The organism is Streptomyces sp. NPDC059900 (assembly GCF_050270335.1).
In the GTDB taxonomy this organism is placed as follows: Bacteria; Actinomycetota; Actinomycetes; order Streptomycetales; family Streptomycetaceae; genus Streptomyces.
The window spans coordinates 20085-35575 of sequence record NZ_JBNNJZ010000039.1; the positions used below are offsets into that span (position 1 = coordinate 20085).

At 71.0% G+C, this 15491-nt stretch carries 15 protein-coding genes; 10 read left to right on the forward strand and 5 right to left on the reverse strand.

Features of this window, described 5'->3' with window-relative positions; all coding sequences use genetic code 11:
• Positions 1 to 7: 7 nt before the first annotated feature.
• The 3 genes from ACQKIP_RS08965 to sigJ all read right to left on the reverse strand — a co-directional run bounded on the left by ACQKIP_RS08965 (position 8) and on the right by sigJ (position 3360).
• The gene (locus tag ACQKIP_RS08965; protein WP_365861405.1) at positions 8 to 832 is read right to left on the reverse strand and encodes an ANTAR domain-containing protein; all 825 of its coding nucleotides are present in this window, start codon (positions 830 to 832) and stop codon (positions 8 to 10) included.
• A gap of 210 nt (positions 833 to 1042) precedes the next feature.
• On the reverse strand, positions 1043 to 2278 hold the full coding sequence (locus ACQKIP_RS08970; RefSeq protein ID WP_365861407.1) for an NAD(P)/FAD-dependent oxidoreductase: 1236 nt from the start codon (positions 2276 to 2278) through the stop codon (positions 1043 to 1045).
• A 131-nt stretch (positions 2279 to 2409) separates the two neighbouring features.
• Entirely contained in the window at positions 2410 to 3360 is a 951-nt protein-coding gene (gene sigJ / locus ACQKIP_RS08975) for an RNA polymerase sigma factor SigJ (RefSeq protein WP_365861409.1), read from the reverse strand.
• A gap of 136 nt (positions 3361 to 3496) precedes the next feature.
• Here sigJ and ACQKIP_RS08980 point away from each other — a divergent pair, with 136 nt between their 5' ends.
• From ACQKIP_RS08980 to ACQKIP_RS08990, 3 genes are all read left to right on the forward strand, one after another.
• The gene (locus tag ACQKIP_RS08980) at positions 3497 to 4225 is read left to right on the forward strand and encodes a chitinase (RefSeq protein WP_427742646.1); all 729 of its coding nucleotides are present in this window, start codon (positions 3497 to 3499) and stop codon (positions 4223 to 4225) included.
• Positions 4226 to 4259: 34 nt separating this feature from the next.
• Positions 4260 to 5135: a DUF2797 domain-containing protein gene (locus ACQKIP_RS08985; protein ID WP_365861411.1), complete on the forward strand. Its 876-nt coding sequence runs from the start codon at positions 4260 to 4262 to the stop codon at positions 5133 to 5135.
• Positions 5136 to 5254: 119 nt separating this feature from the next.
• A complete protein-coding gene (locus ACQKIP_RS08990; protein ID WP_365861412.1) occupies positions 5255 to 5602 on the forward strand; it encodes an antibiotic biosynthesis monooxygenase family protein in 348 nt (115 codons plus the stop codon).
• Positions 5603 to 5679: 77 nt separating this feature from the next.
• Here ACQKIP_RS08990 and ACQKIP_RS08995 read toward each other — a convergent pair whose 3' ends face one another.
• Positions 5680 to 5970, reverse strand: coding sequence for a hypothetical protein (locus ACQKIP_RS08995; RefSeq protein ID WP_365861413.1), 291 nt, complete (start codon positions 5968 to 5970; stop codon positions 5680 to 5682).
• Positions 5967 to 6269 (reverse strand): hypothetical protein, encoded by a 303-nt coding sequence (locus ACQKIP_RS09000; RefSeq protein ID WP_365861414.1) that lies wholly within the window; start codon positions 6267 to 6269, stop codon positions 5967 to 5969. The genes ACQKIP_RS08995 and ACQKIP_RS09000 overlap by 4 nt, the downstream gene beginning before the upstream one ends.
• Before the next feature lie 164 nt (positions 6270 to 6433).
• On the opposite strand from ACQKIP_RS09000, the gene ACQKIP_RS09005 reads away from it, so the two are divergent.
• The 7 genes from ACQKIP_RS09005 (at position 6434) to ACQKIP_RS09035 (ending at position 15465) form a co-directional block, all read left to right on the forward strand.
• A complete protein-coding gene (locus tag ACQKIP_RS09005; protein WP_365861415.1) occupies positions 6434 to 6916 on the forward strand; it encodes a winged helix-turn-helix domain-containing protein in 483 nt (160 codons plus the stop codon).
• Between the two features lie 74 nt (positions 6917 to 6990).
• Complete coding sequence (locus ACQKIP_RS09010; protein WP_365861416.1) at positions 6991 to 7752, forward strand: response regulator transcription factor; 762 nt, start codon at positions 6991 to 6993, stop codon at positions 7750 to 7752.
• Entirely contained in the window at positions 7749 to 9350 is a 1602-nt protein-coding gene (locus tag ACQKIP_RS09015; RefSeq protein WP_365861418.1) for a sensor histidine kinase, read from the forward strand. The genes ACQKIP_RS09010 and ACQKIP_RS09015 overlap by 4 nt, the downstream gene beginning before the upstream one ends.
• Before the next feature lie 26 nt (positions 9351 to 9376).
• Positions 9377 to 10699, forward strand: coding sequence for a bifunctional glycosyltransferase family 2/GtrA family protein (locus ACQKIP_RS09020; RefSeq protein ID WP_365861419.1), 1323 nt, complete (start codon positions 9377 to 9379; stop codon positions 10697 to 10699).
• On the forward strand, positions 10696 to 12918 hold the full coding sequence (locus tag ACQKIP_RS09025) for an ArnT family glycosyltransferase (protein WP_365861421.1): 2223 nt from the start codon (positions 10696 to 10698) through the stop codon (positions 12916 to 12918). The genes ACQKIP_RS09020 and ACQKIP_RS09025 overlap by 4 nt, the downstream gene beginning before the upstream one ends.
• A 152-nt stretch (positions 12919 to 13070) precedes the next feature.
• A complete protein-coding gene (locus ACQKIP_RS09030) occupies positions 13071 to 14585 on the forward strand; it encodes an MFS transporter (protein ID WP_365861422.1) in 1515 nt (504 codons plus the stop codon).
• A gap of 97 nt (positions 14586 to 14682) precedes the next feature.
• On the forward strand, positions 14683 to 15465 hold the full coding sequence (locus tag ACQKIP_RS09035; protein WP_365861424.1) for a TetR/AcrR family transcriptional regulator: 783 nt from the start codon (positions 14683 to 14685) through the stop codon (positions 15463 to 15465).
• Positions 15466 to 15491 lie beyond the last annotated feature (26 nt).

Consider the following 15491-nt stretch of genomic DNA (forward strand, 5'->3'; position numbering starts at 1 on the left):
TTCGTGCCTATGTGATCGGCGTGCCCCGGCCCGGATTTCTGTCGGCGGACGGAGTGCGGGGGAGGTCTCCCGTGGCGATGACCTCCCGGGCGACGGCGGCCAGTCGCAAGCGGTGGTGGCGCGCGAAGCGGCGCAGGACCTCGAAGGCCTCCGCCGGGGAGATGCCGCGGCGGGCGGCGAAGTACCCCTTGGCCTGTTCGATGAGGATGCGGCTGTGCAGAGCCGCACGGAGCTGTTCGTTGAGGGCGTCGGCCTCCCGCATGAAGCGGGCGTGGAGCAGGCCGATGGCGGCCGCGTCGGCGAACGCCTGTGCCAGGGCGAAGTCGGCGACCGGCATCGGGCTGTGGCCGGTGCGCAGCAACAGCAGGCTGCCGAGGGTCTCCTGGCGCAGCCGCAGGGGTACGGCACCGGCGTAGGTGTAACCGGCGGCGCGGGCCCGGAGCGTGAAGTCGGGCCAGAGTGCGGGAGCGCTGCCGAGGTGACCGGGGGTGACGGCGGCGGCGGTGCGGTAGGCATCGGCGGTGGGGCCTTCGTGCCGGGCCGTGTCGAGTACGGAGGCCTTGGCGGAGTCGTCGCCGAGGGTGCCGCAGGTGATTGCCGCCGGGCTGTACAGGAGGGTTTCCGGGGAGGCCGGCCGGGCCTCCGGGGAGGGCTGTCTGCGCGGGGCGGCCGGTGCTTCCGGGGAGGCCAGCAGGACAGCGGCGTCCGTGATGTCGAGAATGTCGCGGCAGCGGAAGGCCAGCTGCTCGGCGAAGCCGATCACGTCGAAGTCATCCGCCAGAGTGTCGGCCAGTTCCACGAAAGTACGGGCGATCTTTTCTTCCCTGCTCATCCCCATCCTCCGGTATGCCGCGCAGGCCGCCTCGCCGGGGCGGACACGGTCCGTGATGGGCAGATTACGCGCCATCTCCCGGGCGGACTACGTCAATGCCGAAAGCTGTACCAGGGGGCCCGCGGTGACAAGGAGGGGGACAAGGAGGGGTCACGGGCAAGCGGCCCCCGGAGATGGTCCGGGGGCATCCGCGCGGGGCATAAGCCCCGCTCAGGCCGCTGTCCTGACGGCCGCGTCCGCCTGCGACCGGTCCCGCACGACGCGGCGGGGGCGGCTCGGCATCCCCAGCATCGGGTTGGCGACGCCCCAGGCCGCGCCCTTGCAGATCACTTCCTTGTAGGCCGCGGCGAGCCGTCCCGTCAGGGCCGCCCGGACCGCGCGGTCGTCGGCGGTGACGTACTGGATCAGGCCGTCCTTGCGACCCAGCGAGACGCACTGGTTGAAGTAGCGCATCGGGGTCTTCGGGGTCTTTCCGCCGGTCAGGCGTGCCGCGATGCTGTCGGCGGCCTGCCACGCCATGGGGGTACCCGTGGCGCACGACATCCGAAGGGGCTTGTCGCCGGGGCCCATCGCCATGGCCGCGTCGCCGATCGCGTACACGTCCGGGTGCGACACCGAGCGCATGGTGCGGTCGACCACGATCTGGCCGGAATCGGTGACTTCCAGGGTGGTGGCCCGTGCGACGGGGTGGACGGCGAAGCCGGTGGTCCACAGGGTGACGGCGGCCGGGATGGTGGTGCCGTCGGTGCTGGTGACGCCGTCGGCCCGCACTTCGGCGACCGCCGCCTGCTCGTACGCGGTGATGCCGAGCCTGCGGAAGACCTTCCGCACGTGGGCGCGGCCCTTGGGCGAGAGCCAGTCACCCAGAGTGCCGCGGGCGGCGAGGGCGACGTCGAGGTCCGGGCGGGACTCGGCGATCTCTGTCGCTGCCTCAAGGCCGGTGAGTCCGCCGCCGACGACGACCACGGTCTCTCCGGCGCCGAGAGCGGCCAGGCGCTCGCGCAGCCGGAGCGCTCCGGGGCGGCTCGCGATCTGGTGGGCGTGCTCGACGACTCCGGGGACGCCTTGGGTGTTCCAGGCGCTGCCGAGGGCGTAGACGAGGGTGTCGTACTCCAGTTCTTCCTCGCGCGGCTCTTCCGTGTCGGCATCGACCGCCGTCACGGCGACGGTCTTGCGGTCGGCGTCGACCGCCGTGACCCTCGCGAGCTTCAGCTCGACGCCGGTGCCCGCGAACATCTCGTCGAAGGGCCGGGGCCTGAGGTCCTGTCCGGTCGTCAGCTGGTGCATGCGGACGCGCTCGACGAAGTCGGGCTCGGTGTTGACGAGGGTGATGGCGACGTCCTCGCGGTGCAGCCGCTTGGCGAGGCGCCCGGCGGCGATGGCTCCGGTGTATCCGGCTCCGATGACGATGATGCGGTGCTGCTGCCCGGTCTGCGTGGTCGGCATGGTCTGGCTCCTGTCAGCTCTTCATCGGCTCTTCAGCGGGTTGCGCCCCTTGAACCGGGCAGCCCGCCGTTTCCTGACAGGAAAGTGATGTGATCCAGGTCACATGGTCGTCATGTGGCCGTCATGCCTGGTCAGAAGGCCTCGCGCAGCGCCGGCTCCCCGTGGTCCGTGGCCGCCCACCGCCGGGTCGCGCGTTCGAGCTTGTCGGGGTTGACCTGGTTGTGGAATGCCGCGATGCCGTCGGCGGTGATCTCCAGGCACATGATGCCGACGACCCGGCCGTCGACGACCGCCACGATGGCGGGGGCGCCGTTGGCGGTCGTGACGTGGGCCTCGGGGGATCCGCCGACGTAGGCGCGCTTGGCCTGGCTCGGCTTGAACAGGCCCCGCATGAACTTCGCGACCGCGACGGCACCTTCGAACGCCTTGGCGCGGGCCGGGATCTTCCCGCCGCCGTCGCCGATCGCGACGGCGTCCGCGGTGAGCAGCGCCACCAGCGGCTCGGTCCGGCCGCTGGTGGCGGCGGCGAGGAACTCCTCGACGATCCGCATGGCCGCGGCCTCGTCGATCTCGGTGGTGCGGGCCTTGCCCTCCGCGACGCGCTTCTTGGCGCGGTGGAAGAGCTGCTGGCCCGCGGACTCGGTGATGTCGAGGATCTCGGCGATCTCCCGGTGCCGGTAGCCGAATGCCTCCCGCAAGACGTACACCACGCGCTCGTCGGGCGAGAGGCGCTCCATGAGCCTGAGGACCGCGTACGAGAGCGATTCGCGCTGTTCGGCGGTGTCGGCGGGGCCGAGCATCGGGTCACCGGCGAGCAGCGGCTCGGGCAGCCATTCGCCGATGTAGGTCTCGCGCCGGGCGCGGGCCGATGTGAGCTGGTTGAGGCACACGTTGGTGAGCACCTTCGTCAGCCAGGCCTCGGGGACCTCGATGCGGTCGACCTCGGCGGCCTGCCAGCGCAGGAAGGTGTCCTGCACGGCGTCCTCGGCGTCGCTCGACGAGCCCAGGAGGCGGTAGGCGATGGCCTCCAGGCGGGGCCGTGCGGCCTCGAAGCGGTCCACGTCGTTCATGGTCAGAGCCATGTCCGGATTTTAGCTCCAGGGGTGCCGGTTCCCGGGTGCCGGTTCTCGTGGGCGCCATTGACATGCTCGGCACAATGGTCCGGACCAATCCCGCCCGGGATGGGCGACGTTCGAGGCAGCAGGGAGTGATGGCGCGGTGTGGAGAAGACGAGGGCTCGCTGTTCTGGTCGCGCTCGCGGTGGCCTGTGGGGTGGGCTCCGGAGTGAGCGGGCCGGGAGCCGCCGCTGCCGCCGATGAGCGGGGCAAGGACCGGTTCGTCGTCAGTGAGGCGCAGTTCGAGCGGATGTTCCCCGAGCGGAACTCCTTCTTCACGTACGACGGTCTCGTCGAGGCCACCCGTGCGTACCCCGGGTTCGCGCGGACGGGCAGCAAGGCGGTGCGGCGCCAGGAGGCCGCCGCCTTCCTGGCCAACGTCAGCCACGAGACCGGCGGCCTCTTCTACGTCGTGGCCCAGGACGAGTCGACGTATCCGGTCTTCTGCGACAAGACCCAGCCCTACGGCTGCCCGGCGGGCGAGTCCGCGTATTACGGGCGCGGCGCGATCATGCTGAGCTGGAACTTCAACTACAAGGCGGCCGGTGACGCGCTGGGCATCGACCTCCTCAACAACCCCTCCCTGGTGGAGCGCGATCCGAAGGTCGCCTGGATGACCGCCCTTTGGTACTGGAACACCCAGACCGGCTTGGCCACCGTCACCGGGCACGAGGCGATGGTGCAGCGGAAGGGCTTCGGCGAGACCATCCGCAGCCTCAACGGCCCCGAGTGCGACGGCGGCAAGCCCGAGCAGGTGAAGCACCGGGTCGGCCTCTACCGGGAGTTTGTACGGGTCCTGCACACCGCCCCCGGCAAGCACGTGAGCTGCTGAGCCGCTTGTCGGTGGGGGGCGTAAGACTGTCCCCATGGAGTGGCGCAGTGCGGGGTTGAGCTGGGCGGATCCGGAGCGGCCCGGGCTCGTGTGGGAGCGGGGCGAGGTCAGCCCGCTGGTCGTGGGCCGGCGGGTGGGCTTCCGGGCCGCGGGCCGGCGGGAGTGCGTGGGCGCCCGGGGCAACCCTTGCCCGGTCGCCGCCGCCGTGCCCGCGCGGGGGACGCAGGCCCGCTGCGAGGAGTGCGCGCGGCTCGACCGGGCGCACTCGGTGGCCGCCGACACCATCGCCGACGATCCCCGGACCTACCGCGTCTACCTCGCGTGGTTCGGGGCGGACCTGGTGAAGGTGGGGATCACCCGCGAGGAGCGGGGCGCCGCCCGGCTGCTCGAACAGGGGGCGGTGGCCTTCGCCTGGCTGGGGCGCGGGCCCCTGATGGCCGCGCGCCGGGCCGAGGAGCTGCTGCGGGTCGCCCTCGGGGTGCCGGACCGGATCTCGTACGCGCGGAAGCGGGCCGTACGGGCGACCCTGCCGGGGGTGGCCGAGAGGCGCCGCGAACTGGAGCAGCTGCACGGCTTCTCCCTCGCGCTCGCCGGGTGGCCGGAGTCGCTGGAGCGGCTGCCGCTCGGGGAGCAGGGCGTCGGCGTCGTGGACCACGGCGAGGTGTTCGGGGTGGAGCGGCTGACGGGCCTCGGCGGTGGTTTCGCGGTCACCGAGCTCGTCGACGGGGGCGTGGTGCGGGGGGATCTCGTCGCGGTGGCCGGGCCGGATGTGTATCTCTCCGACGGCGGGCGGCTCGTGGTGCTCGACAGTCGGCTGCTGCGGGGTTGGCGGCTGGAGGGGGCGCGGGACGCGGAACGTACGACCGTGCCCGTACGGGAGGTGCCGGTGGTCCAGGGTGGACTTTTCTGAGCCTTGGACCCCTTTGGCTGACCGGTTGGCTGACCGGATGGTCAAGTCTCTCTGCCCGTACGGCAATGAAGACGGGCGGAGGGTGGACAGGCGGTTGGCGGCGGCCAAGTCTGTGGACCATGAGTGATCACCGTGTCGCGCCCGTCCAGCCTTTTGAACCTCCCTACTACGCCGTCGTGTTCACCTCGCTGAGAACCGAGGCCGACGAGGGGTACGCCGACACCTCCGATCGCATGGAGGAACTCGTCACCGCCGTGCCGGGCTTCCTCGGGATCGAGTCCGCGCGGACGCCCGGCGGGCTCGGCATAACGGTCGGGTACTTCCGTGACGTGGACGCGATCAAGCAGTGGAGCGGCAACGCGGAGCACCGCACGGCGCAGAAGCGGGGGCGGGGCGAGTGGTACGAGAAATACGTCGTCCATGTCGCCAAGGTGGAGCGGAGCTACGGGTTCGAGCGGGGGGAGTAGCTGCGGCTGTTGCAAGAAAGTCCCGTGGCGGGTCGTACGCGGCTGGATGCCACGGGACCTTCTTGCAACGCCCTGGCTCAGCGCAGCCGTTTGCCTCGGCTTTCCGCCACGCGCAGGGCGTCCTGGAGCGCCTCCGTCAACCGCTCGGCCAGGTAGCGGATTTCGGCCTCGGAGGCTTCGGGGATCATGTTGCGCGCGTACGTCAGCAGCTCACCGCCCATGCCGAGCTGTACGGACTCCATGGCGTCGGCGACGCGGGATACGGGGCCGGTGGCGTCGCCGATGAGGTAGCAGGGCTTGCCCTCGGGGCCGGGCCAGGGGAGCAGGCGGGCGGGGCTGATGAAGTCGTCGGCGTCGTCGTCGTTCATCGGGCGACCTCCATGCCGTGGATCCAGTAAGGGCCGGGGGTGTCCAACCCGAGGGTGGCGAGGAGCAGTTCGCGTCGGCGGCTGTGCTGTTCGTGGGCGGTGAGGTAGGGGCGTACGGGGCGGGTTGCCTCACCGGCGAGGGGGAGCAGGGCGTCTAGGCCGTAGCGGCTGCGGGGGGTGGGGGCGGCTGGTTCGGGGTTCGCTTGCGGTGGAGGGGTGGGGGCGGTTGCCGGGTGCGGGGCGCTGGGGATCAGGAGGAGTCTCACCCAGGCGGTGAGGCGGCGGATAAGGTCGGTCATGTCGTCAGCTCCTTTGAGGCTGATGGCCACGCCCCCGGACGGTTGCTCCCGTCGCGGGGGTCTTGCGTTCCGTCACAGTACTGCCGGTTTCTTAAGCATGCTAGGGAGTCTAGGGAGTCCGTAAATCGCACTAGAGTGCGCGGCATACTCATAATGGTTTCGTGATGGAATTCGCTCCAGACAAGCCTCGCTGGCGCCAGGTGGCCGAATTGATCCGCGGCCGGATCGAGGACGGCACCTACCCACCGCGTACGCGTGTGCCGTCCGTCGTCCAGTTGACCGCCGAGTTCGGCATCGCCAACGCGACCGCGCACAAGGTGCTCGGCGGGCTGCGCGCGGAAGGGCTGACCTACACGGAGCCAGGTCTCGGCTCGTTCGTCTCCCCCGCCGACACCCCACCGCCCGAGCGGGTCCCTGAGATCCAGGATGCTCAGCCTGCCTGGCGGAAGGTCGCCACAGTCATGGCCGCGCGCATCGCGGAGGGCGACTACCCCGTGGGTGCACCGGTGCCGTCGGTGGCGAGGTTGTCCTCCGAGTTCGGCATCTCGGCGTCCACGGCGCACAAGGTCCTAGCCCACCTTCGGGACAAGGGGCTCGTCCGAGCCGAGGTCGGCCTCGGCACGTTCGTCGCCGAGCCCCGGCGGTAGCCCCTCCCCGTTTCTCAGGGAATTCACAGGTTGCCGAAAGCTCGCTCTCACGGCCCCAGAGCAATCTGTACGGCATGACTACGACCTCGCCCCAGGGGCGTACCGAACTGCTCAGGGCGGACGGCAGCCCCGTCCGCGTTCTCGTCGTCGACGACGAGGTGTCGCTGACCGAGCTGCTCTCCATGGCCCTGCGCTACGAGGGCTGGCAGATCCGCAGCGCGGGGGACGGCGCCGGCGCGGTCCGTGCCGCCCGCGCCTTCCGGCCCGACGCCGTCGTGCTCGACATGATGCTGCCGGACATGGACGGCCTCGCCGTGCTCGGACGCCTCCGGCGCGAGCTGCCCGACGTGCCGGTGCTGTTCCTTACGGCGAAGGACGCCGTAGAGGACCGCATCGCCGGGCTGACCGCCGGGGGCGACGACTACGTCACCAAGCCCTTCAGCCTGGAGGAAGTCGTCGCACGCCTGCGCGGCCTCATCCGCCGGGCCGGGGCGAGCGACCGGCGCAGTGAGTCCGTCCTGGCCGTGGGGGACCTGACCCTCGACGAGGACAGCCACGAGGTCACGCGTGGAGGGGACTCCATCCACCTCACCGCCACGGAGTTCGAGCTCCTGCGCTACCTCATGCGCAACCCGCGGCGCGTGCTCAGCAAGGCGCAGATCCTGGACCGTGTGTGGAACTACGACTTCGGGGGCCAGGCCAACGTCGTCGAGCTCTACATCTCGTATCTGCGCAGGAAGATCGACGCCGGGCGTGAGCCGATGATCCACACGCGGCGCGGTGCCGGTTACCTGATCAAGGCCGCGCCCTCGACCGAGGTGGCCGCCGCCTCATGAGGCGGAGACGGCAGCCGCGGTCGCTGCGGACGCGGCTCGTCGTCTCGGCGGTGGCCCTGATCGCCGTGGTCTGCGCGGTAATCGGCACGGTGACGACCATCGCGTTGCGCTCGCATCTGTACGAGCAGCTGGACAACTCGCTGCACGCGGTCGCGATGCGTGCGTCGGGGCCGATGCCGAAGCCGGGGGAGGACATTCCCGGCGGGCTCTCCGACGATTCCGGCGATCCGCTGCGCTTCGTTTCCAAGGGGCCCCAGGAGGTCGGCACCATCGGGGCCGTCGTCGAGAAGGACGGCTCGGTCGGCGAGGCCCTGATCAGCGACGAGCCCGACAGCGGAACCTTCGAGCCGCAGACCGAGCACCTAGACGCGGCGCAGTCCGACGCTCTGGCCTCCGTGCCGCGCGACAAGGACGCGCACAACGTCGACATCCCCGGCCGCGGCGAGTACCGAGTGGAGTACGTCTCGGGCCCCAACGGCGACTTCCTCGTCGGCATCCCCACGGCCAAGGTGCAGAACACCCTCGAAACGCTGATCATCGTCGAGGTCAGCGTCACCGCGGCGGGCCTGGTCGCCGCCTCGCTCACCGGCGCGGTGATGGTCGGCGTCGCCCTCCGGCCGTTGCGCCGGGTCGCGGCGACGGCCACCAGGGTCTCCGAACTTCCGCTGCACAGCGGTGAGGTGACGCTGTACGAGCGCGTCCCGGACACGGAGCCGAACACGGAGGTCGGCCAGGTGGGCGCCGCGCTCAACCGGATGCTCGACCATGTGCACTCCGCGCTGCACGCGCGCCAGGAGAGCGAGACGCGGGTACGGCAATTCGTCGCGGACGCCAGCCATGAGCTGCGTACGCCGCTGGCCTCGATCCGCGGGTATGCCGAACTGACGCGCAGGGGAAGGGAATCGACCGGGCCCGACACCCGGCATGCCCTCGGGCGCATCGAGTCCGAGGCGCAGCGGATGACGGGGCTCGTGGAGGACCTGCTGCTGCTCGCGCGCCTCGACGAGGGGCGGGACGGCGGGCGTACCGGCGGGAACGGCCCCGGTATGCCGGGTGCCCGACTGCCGCTCTCGTATCAGAGCACTGATCTCTCTCCGCTGGTCGTGGACACCGTGAGTGATGCGCGGGCCGCGGGGCCCGAGCACTACTGGGCCCTTGAGCTGCCGGACGAGCCCGCGCTCGTCCTCGCCGACCCGGCCCGCCTCCAGCAGGTCGTCGTCAACCTCCTCGCCAACGCGCGTACGCACACCCCACCGGGCACGAAGGTCACCGCACGCGTGCGGCGGGCCGGAGCCGGCGTGTGCCTTGAGGTCGAGGACAACGGCCCCGGTATCTCCCCCGCGCTCCTCCCCCACGTCTTCGAACGGTTCGCCCGCGGGGACGCATCGCGCTCGCGCAACGCCGGGTCCACGGGGCTCGGACTGGCCCTCGTGCAGGCCATCGTGGCGGCACACGGCGGTGGTGTGACGGTCGACAGCGTGCCGGGTCGTACCGTCTTCACGGTGACGTTGCCCGCCGTATCGGAGCAGGGATCGCCGCAGGTCAGCGGGCCGGGGCGGGACTCACAGGCGGGCCACAGGCTCACCACACAGGCCTGACAGACCACTTGGCGAATGTCGGTGTCATGCAAACCGACTCTGCTTCGGGCGGTGCTTGCTCGGTCCCTCTGCCGGCCCGGGCCCACCTCCCCGCCGGATGGCGCGACGTTCCCGTCCTGGACATCGTGATCCCCGTCTACAACGAGGAGAAGGACCTGGGGCCGTGCGTTCAGCGGCTGCACGACCACCTCGTACGGACCTTCCCCTACCCCTTCCGCATCACCATCGCGGACAACGCGTCCACGGACCGTACCCCCGAGGTGGCGGCGCGGCTCGCGGCGTCGAGCGAAGAGGTCCGGTACACGCGGCTCGAACAGAAGGGGCGCGGGCGGGCATTGCGCACCGTGTGGTCCGCCTCGGACGCTCCCGTCCTCGCCTACATGGACGTCGACCTGTCCACCGACCTCAACGCACTGCTCCCGCTGGTGGCGCCGCTGATCTCCGGGCACTCGGACCTGGCGATCGGGTCCCGGCTCGCGCGCAGCTCACGGGTGGTGCGCGGCCCGAAGCGGGAGTTCATCTCGCGCTCGTACAACCTCATCCTGCGCGGCTCGCTCCAGGCCCGCTTCTCCGACGCCCAGTGCGGATTCAAGGCGATCCGGGGTGACGTGGCGGGGGTGCTGCTTCCGCTCGTCGAGGACACCGGGTGGTTCTTCGACACCGAGATGCTGGTGCTCGCCGAGCGCGCGGGCCTGCGCATCCACGAGGTGCCGGTCGACTGGGTCGACGACCCGGACTCGACGGTCCACCTGGTCAAGACGGCCACGGACGACCTCAAGGGGGTGTGGCGGGTGGGGAAGGCCCTCGCCGTCGGCGCGCTCCCCCTCGACCGCCTCACGCGCCCCTTCGGGGACGACCCGCGCGACCGGCAACTGCCCGGTGTGCCGCGCGGCCTGGCCCGCCAGCTGGTCGGCTTCTGCGTGGTCGGCGCGCTCTCCACGCTCTTCTACCTCCTGCTGTACTCCGGGTTCCGGACGTTCTCGGGCTCGCAGGTGGCCAACGCGCTCGCCCTGCTCGTCTCGGCGGTCGCCAACACCGCCGCCAACCGCCGGCTGACCTTCGGGGTGCGGGGCCGCGACCGGGCGATGCGGCACCAGGCGCAGGGCCTGGTGGTCTTCGCCATCGGGCTCGCCCTGACCAGCGGCTCGCTCGCCGCGCTCGGCGCCGCGTCCGGCAACGCCTCCCACGGCACGGAACTGGCGGTGCTCATAGCCGCCAACCTCGCGGCGACGGTGCTGCGGTTCCTGCTGCTGCGGGCCTGGGTCTTCCCGGAGGGGCGGTACGCCGCGGCGGCGCCCGAAGCCTCGTACGAACTCACCTACGCACACGATCCGAGGGACGCACGATGACGACGACTTCCCACGCGCCCGCGCCGCCGCTCGCGGCGCCGGGTGAGCGCGCCCACCGGGGCACGCGGTCCCTGCCCGAGCGGCTGTGGCGCGGACGCCCCGACGACCCGCGCTGGGCGCGCCCCGCCTTCCTGGGGCTGCTGCTCGCGACCGCGGTCCTGTACTTGTTCAACCTGAGCGCGTCCGGTTACGCCAACTCCTTCTACTCCGCGGCCGTCCAGGCGGGCAGCCAGAGCTGGAAGGCCATGTTCTTCGGCTCGCTCGACGCGGGCAACGCGATCACCGTCGACAAGCCCCCGGCCGCGCTCTGGCCGATGGCCCTGTCCGTACGCCTCTTCGGGCTCAACTCCTGGGCGGTGCTAGCCCCGCAGGTGCTCATGGGCGTCGCGACGGTCGGTGTCCTGTACGCCGCCGTGCGCCGCCGCTTCAGCCCGGCGGCCGGGCTGATCGCGGGCGCGGTGCTCGCGCTGACGCCGGTCGCGGCGCTGATGTTCCGGTTCAACAACCCGGACGCGCTGCTCGCGCTCCTGATGACCGTCACCGTGTACTGCGTCCTGCGCGCCCTGGAGCACGGCCGCACCAAGTGGCTGGTGTGGGCGGGCGTCGCGGTCGGCCTCGCCTTCCTCGCCAAGACGCTCCAGGCGTTCCTGATCCTGCCGCCGCTCGCCGTCCTGTACGCGGTGTGCGCGCCCGTGCGGCTGCGCAAGCGCTTCGGCCAGCTGGCCCTCTCCGGGCTCGCGATGATCGTGGCCGGCGGCTGGTGGGTGGCGATCGTGGAGCTCTGGCCCGCGTCCTCGCGTCCGTACATCGGCGGCTCGCAGAACAACTCCTTCCTTGAGCTGACCTTCGGCTACAACGGCCTGGGCCGCATCAACGGCGAGGAGACCGGCAGCGTCGGCGGCGGGGGCGGTCCCGGCGGTGGCGGCGGCAGCCAGTGGGGCGAGACCGGGCTCGGGCGGATGTTCAACTCCGAGGTCGGCGCCCAGATCTCCTGGCTCCTTCCCGCCGCGCTGATCCTGCTCGTCGGCGGCATCATCCTCACCTGGAAGGCCCGCAGGACCGACACCACGCGCTCGGCGTTCGTCGCGTGGGGCAGCGCCCTGCTGATGACGGCGGCCGTCTTCAGCTTCATGGCGGGGATCTTCCACCAGTACTACACGGTCGCCCTCGCCCCCTACATCGCGGCGCTGATCGGCATGGGCGCCACGGTCCTGTGGGAGGAGCGGGCCAAGTGGTGGGCGGGCGCGCTGCTCGGCGTGAGCGTCGCGGGCACGGCCTGGTGGGGGTACGTCCTGCTCGGCCGCACCCCGGACTACCTGCCGTGGCTGCGCTGGGCGGTGCTCGTCGGCGGCCTCGCGGGTGCGCTGGGGCTGCTGCTCGCGGCGCGGCTCGGGCGGCAGTTGGCCCTTGCGGCGGTCGGGCTGAGCCTCGCCGCGTCCCTTGCGGGGCCGGTCGCGTACACCCTCTCCACCGTGAACAGCGCGCACACCGGGTCGATCGTGACCGCGGGGCCGGCTTCGGCGGGGCGGATGGGGGGCGGGCCCGGTGGCGGTGGTCCTGGCGGGGGCGGGGGCGGCGGGATGCAGCCGCCTGGCCAGAACGGGCAGGCGGGCCAGAACGGCCAGGCTCCCGGCGGTCAGAACGGCAACGCCATGCAGCCTCCTACCGGCGGTCAGAACGGCGGCGGTCAGAACAGCGGCGGTATGGGCCAGCCCCCCGGCCAGAACGGCCAGACCGGCAAGCAGGGCGGCAACTCGCAGGGCCAGACCGGCAAGCAGCAGCAGGGAGGATTCCCCGGCGGCCGTACCGGTGAGCGCGGCGGCATGGGCGGAGGCGGCGGCATGGGCGGCCTCCTCGACGGCGCGCAGGTCAGCGCCAAGGCGAAGAAGCTCCTGGAGGCGGACTCCGAGGACTACACCTGGGCGGCGGCGGCCATCGGCTCGCAGAACGCCGCGAGCTACCAACTGGCCACCGGCGACCCGGTGATGGCCATCGGTGGCTTCAACGGCAGCGACCCGTCACCGACCCTCGCCCAGTTCAAGCAGTACGTCGAGGACGGAAAGATCCACTACTTCATCTCCGGCGGTGGCATGGGAGGCGGCATGGGCGGCGACAGCGGCACCTCCTCCAAGATCACCTCCTGGGTGGAGGACAACTACAAGAAGGTCACCGTCGGCAGCTCGACCTTCTACGACCTGACCCAGCCGAAGAAGAGCTGACCCAGCTCCTGACCCGCACGATCAAGGGCCGACCGCCACGCGCGGTCGGCCCTTTCGGCATGTCCACCGAAACCCCCTTGTACGCCGTACGAGAGATGCCTTACGGTGTAAGGCATCCCCTCACGTACACCGTATAAGAAAAAGGAGAGGGCATGACGGCAACGACGACCGCCGAGACCCCCACCCCCGCAGCGCACCCCCAGCGCTGGCTGATCCTCGGCGTCATCTGCCTGGCTCAGCTCACGGTCCTCCTGGACAACACCGTCCTGAACGTCGCCATCCCCTCCCTCACCGAGGAACTGGACGCGTCCACGGCCGACATCCAGTGGATGATCAACGCCTACTCGCTCGTCCAGTCCGGCCTGCTGCTCACCGCGGGCAGCGCCTCCGACCGCTACGGCCGCAAGAAGATGCTCACCGCGGGCCTCGCCCTCTTCGGCATCGGTTCGCTGGTCGCGGGCCTCTCCCAGTCCTCCGCGCAGCTCATCGCCGCGCGGGCCGGGATGGGCGTCGGCGGTGCGCTCCTGATCACCACCACGCTCGCGGTGGTCGTGCAGATCTTCGACGACAGCGAGCGGATGAAGGCGATCGGCCTCTGGTCGACCGTCAACTCCCTCGGCTTCGCGCTCGGCCCGCTGATGGGCGGCGTCATGCTCAACCACTTCTGGTGGGGCGCGATCTTCCTGATCAACATCCCCGTGGCGCTCATCGCGCTCGCCGCCGTGGTCAAACTGGTCCCCGAGTCCAAGAACCCGCAGGGCGACCGCCCCGACCTGCTCGGCGCGCTGCTCTCCACCATCGGCATGGCCTCGGTCGTGTACGCGATCATCTCCGGGCCCGAGCACGGCTGGACGTCGACGCAGGTGCTCGCCGCCGCCGGGGTGGGCGTGGTCGTACTCGGCATCTTCGTGTGGTGGGAGCTGCGCATCCCGTACCCGATGCTGGACATGCACTTCTTCCGCAACCAGAAGTTCATCGGGGCCGTCGCGGGCGCCATCCTGGTCGCCTTCGGCCTGGGCGGTTCGCTCTTCCTGCTGACCCAGCACCTCCAGTTCGTCCTCGGATACGAGCCGTTGGAGGCAGGCCTGCGCACGGCGCCGCTTGCGGTCACCGTCGTCGTGCTCAACCTCACGGGGCTTGGCGCGTGGCTCCTGAAGAAGACCAGTACTCCGGCGACGATCGCCATCGGCATGACGCTGCTGTCCGCGGGCCTCGCCGCGATCGCCGTGTTCGGCGGCGACAACTACACCGGGATGCTGGCCGGTCTCATCGTGATGGGCGCGGGCATCGCGTTTGCCATGCCCGCCATGGCCAACGCGATCATGAGCGCGATCCCGCCGGAGAAGGCCGGCGTGGGCGCGGGGATCAACGGCACGCTCGCGGAGTTCGGCAACGGCCTCGGCGTAGCGGTCCTCGGCGCTGTCCTGAACTCGCGCTTCGCCTCGCTCGTCGCCGTCTCCGCGGCCTCGCTGCCCGCCGCCCTCGCGGCCGCCGGGTCCGACGCCGAACGTACGAGGATCGCCGACGCGTTCTCCTCGGGCCTTGAGACCAGTCAGCTGGTGGGGGCGGTGGCCGTGTTCCTCGGGGGCATGGTGGCAGCCGCGTTGCTGAAGCGTGCGGAGAGGGCAGACTCTGCGAAGACGGACCCGGCCACGGCGTCCGCATAGCATCGACGGGTGGGCGACGGACTGGCCGATTCCGGTCTGTCGCCCGCCGCGGGACCACCGGTACCAGTACAAGAGCTCAGGACCAGGAAGGTGCGCCATGGCGAAGGCAGCCGACCGCGCGAAGCGCCCCGCGCGGACCAGTGTCTGGCTGGAGGGCAAGGCCCTCCGGAACGGCGCGGGCCGCAGGAGTGATCAGCCGTCGGGCCTGGACCGGGAGCGCATCACCGAGGCCACGGTCCGTCTCCTGGACGAGGAGGGCCTCGCCAAGTTCTCCATGCGCCGCCTCGCCGCGGACCTGAACGTCACGGCGATGTCCGTGTACTGGTACGTGGACACCAAGGACGACCTCCTCGAACTGGCCCTGGACGCGGCCGCCGGGGAGATGACCCTGCCGGGCCCGGAGCCGGTCACCCCCGACCGGTGGCGCGAGACGATGCGCGAACTGGCCCAGGAATACCGCGCGATGCTGGTCAGGCACGCGTGGGTGTCGCCGCTGATCGGCAACTTCCTCAACGTCGGCCCGAACTGGATCAAGTTCGCCCTGAGCGTGCAGGAGGTGGTCCGCGGGACCGGCCTGCCGACGGAGAAACAGGCCGGAACGATCGCCGCGGTCTTCCAGTTCGTGTACGGATTCGGCACGGTCCAGGGCCACTACATCGCGCGGTGCGCCGCCGCCGGGCTCACTCCCGAGGAGTACTTCGAGGAGGCGATGGGCGCGGTCAACGACCATCCGGACCTGGGGGAGACCCTGCACGGCTCCAACGACCTGATGAAGGCGCGGGGCGGGTCCACGGTCCAGGAGATGTGGGAGCTGGACTTCACGGTCGCCCTGGACCTGCTGATCGCGGGCATCGAGGCGACGCTCAAGCCCGGCCCGTAGGCCCGTACGCCCTTGCAGGTCTGTGT

What these genes read in the sequence shown, in the direction of transcription:
- ACQKIP_RS08990 (WP_365861412.1), top strand. Translation starts at nt 5,255, where the DNA reads ATGAGTGATCACCGTGTCGCGCCCGTCCAGCCTTTTGAACCTCCCTAC.
- ACQKIP_RS09005 (WP_365861415.1), top strand. Translation starts at nt 6,434, where the DNA reads ATGGAATTCGCTCCAGACAAGCCTCGCTGGCGCCAGGTGGCCGAATTG.
- ACQKIP_RS09015 (WP_365861418.1), top strand. Translation starts at nt 7,749, where the DNA reads ATGAGGCGGAGACGGCAGCCGCGGTCGCTGCGGACGCGGCTCGTCGTC.
- ACQKIP_RS08965 (WP_365861405.1), bottom strand. Translation starts at nt 832, where the DNA reads ATGAGCAGGGAAGAAAAGATCGCCCGTACTTTCGTGGAACTGGCCGAC.
- ACQKIP_RS08985 (WP_365861411.1), top strand. Translation starts at nt 4,260, where the DNA reads ATGGAGTGGCGCAGTGCGGGGTTGAGCTGGGCGGATCCGGAGCGGCCC.
- ACQKIP_RS09020 (WP_365861419.1), top strand. Translation starts at nt 9,377, where the DNA reads ATGCAAACCGACTCTGCTTCGGGCGGTGCTTGCTCGGTCCCTCTGCCG.
- ACQKIP_RS09030 (WP_365861422.1), top strand. Translation starts at nt 13,071, where the DNA reads ATGACGGCAACGACGACCGCCGAGACCCCCACCCCCGCAGCGCACCCC.
- ACQKIP_RS08995 (WP_365861413.1), bottom strand. Translation starts at nt 5,970, where the DNA reads ATGAACGACGACGACGCCGACGACTTCATCAGCCCCGCCCGCCTGCTC.
- sigJ (WP_365861409.1), bottom strand. Translation starts at nt 3,360, where the DNA reads ATGGCTCTGACCATGAACGACGTGGACCGCTTCGAGGCCGCACGGCCC.
- ACQKIP_RS09025 (WP_365861421.1), top strand. Translation starts at nt 10,696, where the DNA reads ATGACGACGACTTCCCACGCGCCCGCGCCGCCGCTCGCGGCGCCGGGT.
- ACQKIP_RS09000 (WP_365861414.1), bottom strand. Translation starts at nt 6,269, where the DNA reads ATGACCGACCTTATCCGCCGCCTCACCGCCTGGGTGAGACTCCTCCTG.
- ACQKIP_RS08970 (WP_365861407.1), bottom strand. Translation starts at nt 2,278, where the DNA reads ATGCCGACCACGCAGACCGGGCAGCAGCACCGCATCATCGTCATCGGA.
- ACQKIP_RS09010 (WP_365861416.1), top strand. Translation starts at nt 6,991, where the DNA reads ATGACTACGACCTCGCCCCAGGGGCGTACCGAACTGCTCAGGGCGGAC.
- ACQKIP_RS09035 (WP_365861424.1), top strand. Translation starts at nt 14,683, where the DNA reads ATGGCGAAGGCAGCCGACCGCGCGAAGCGCCCCGCGCGGACCAGTGTC.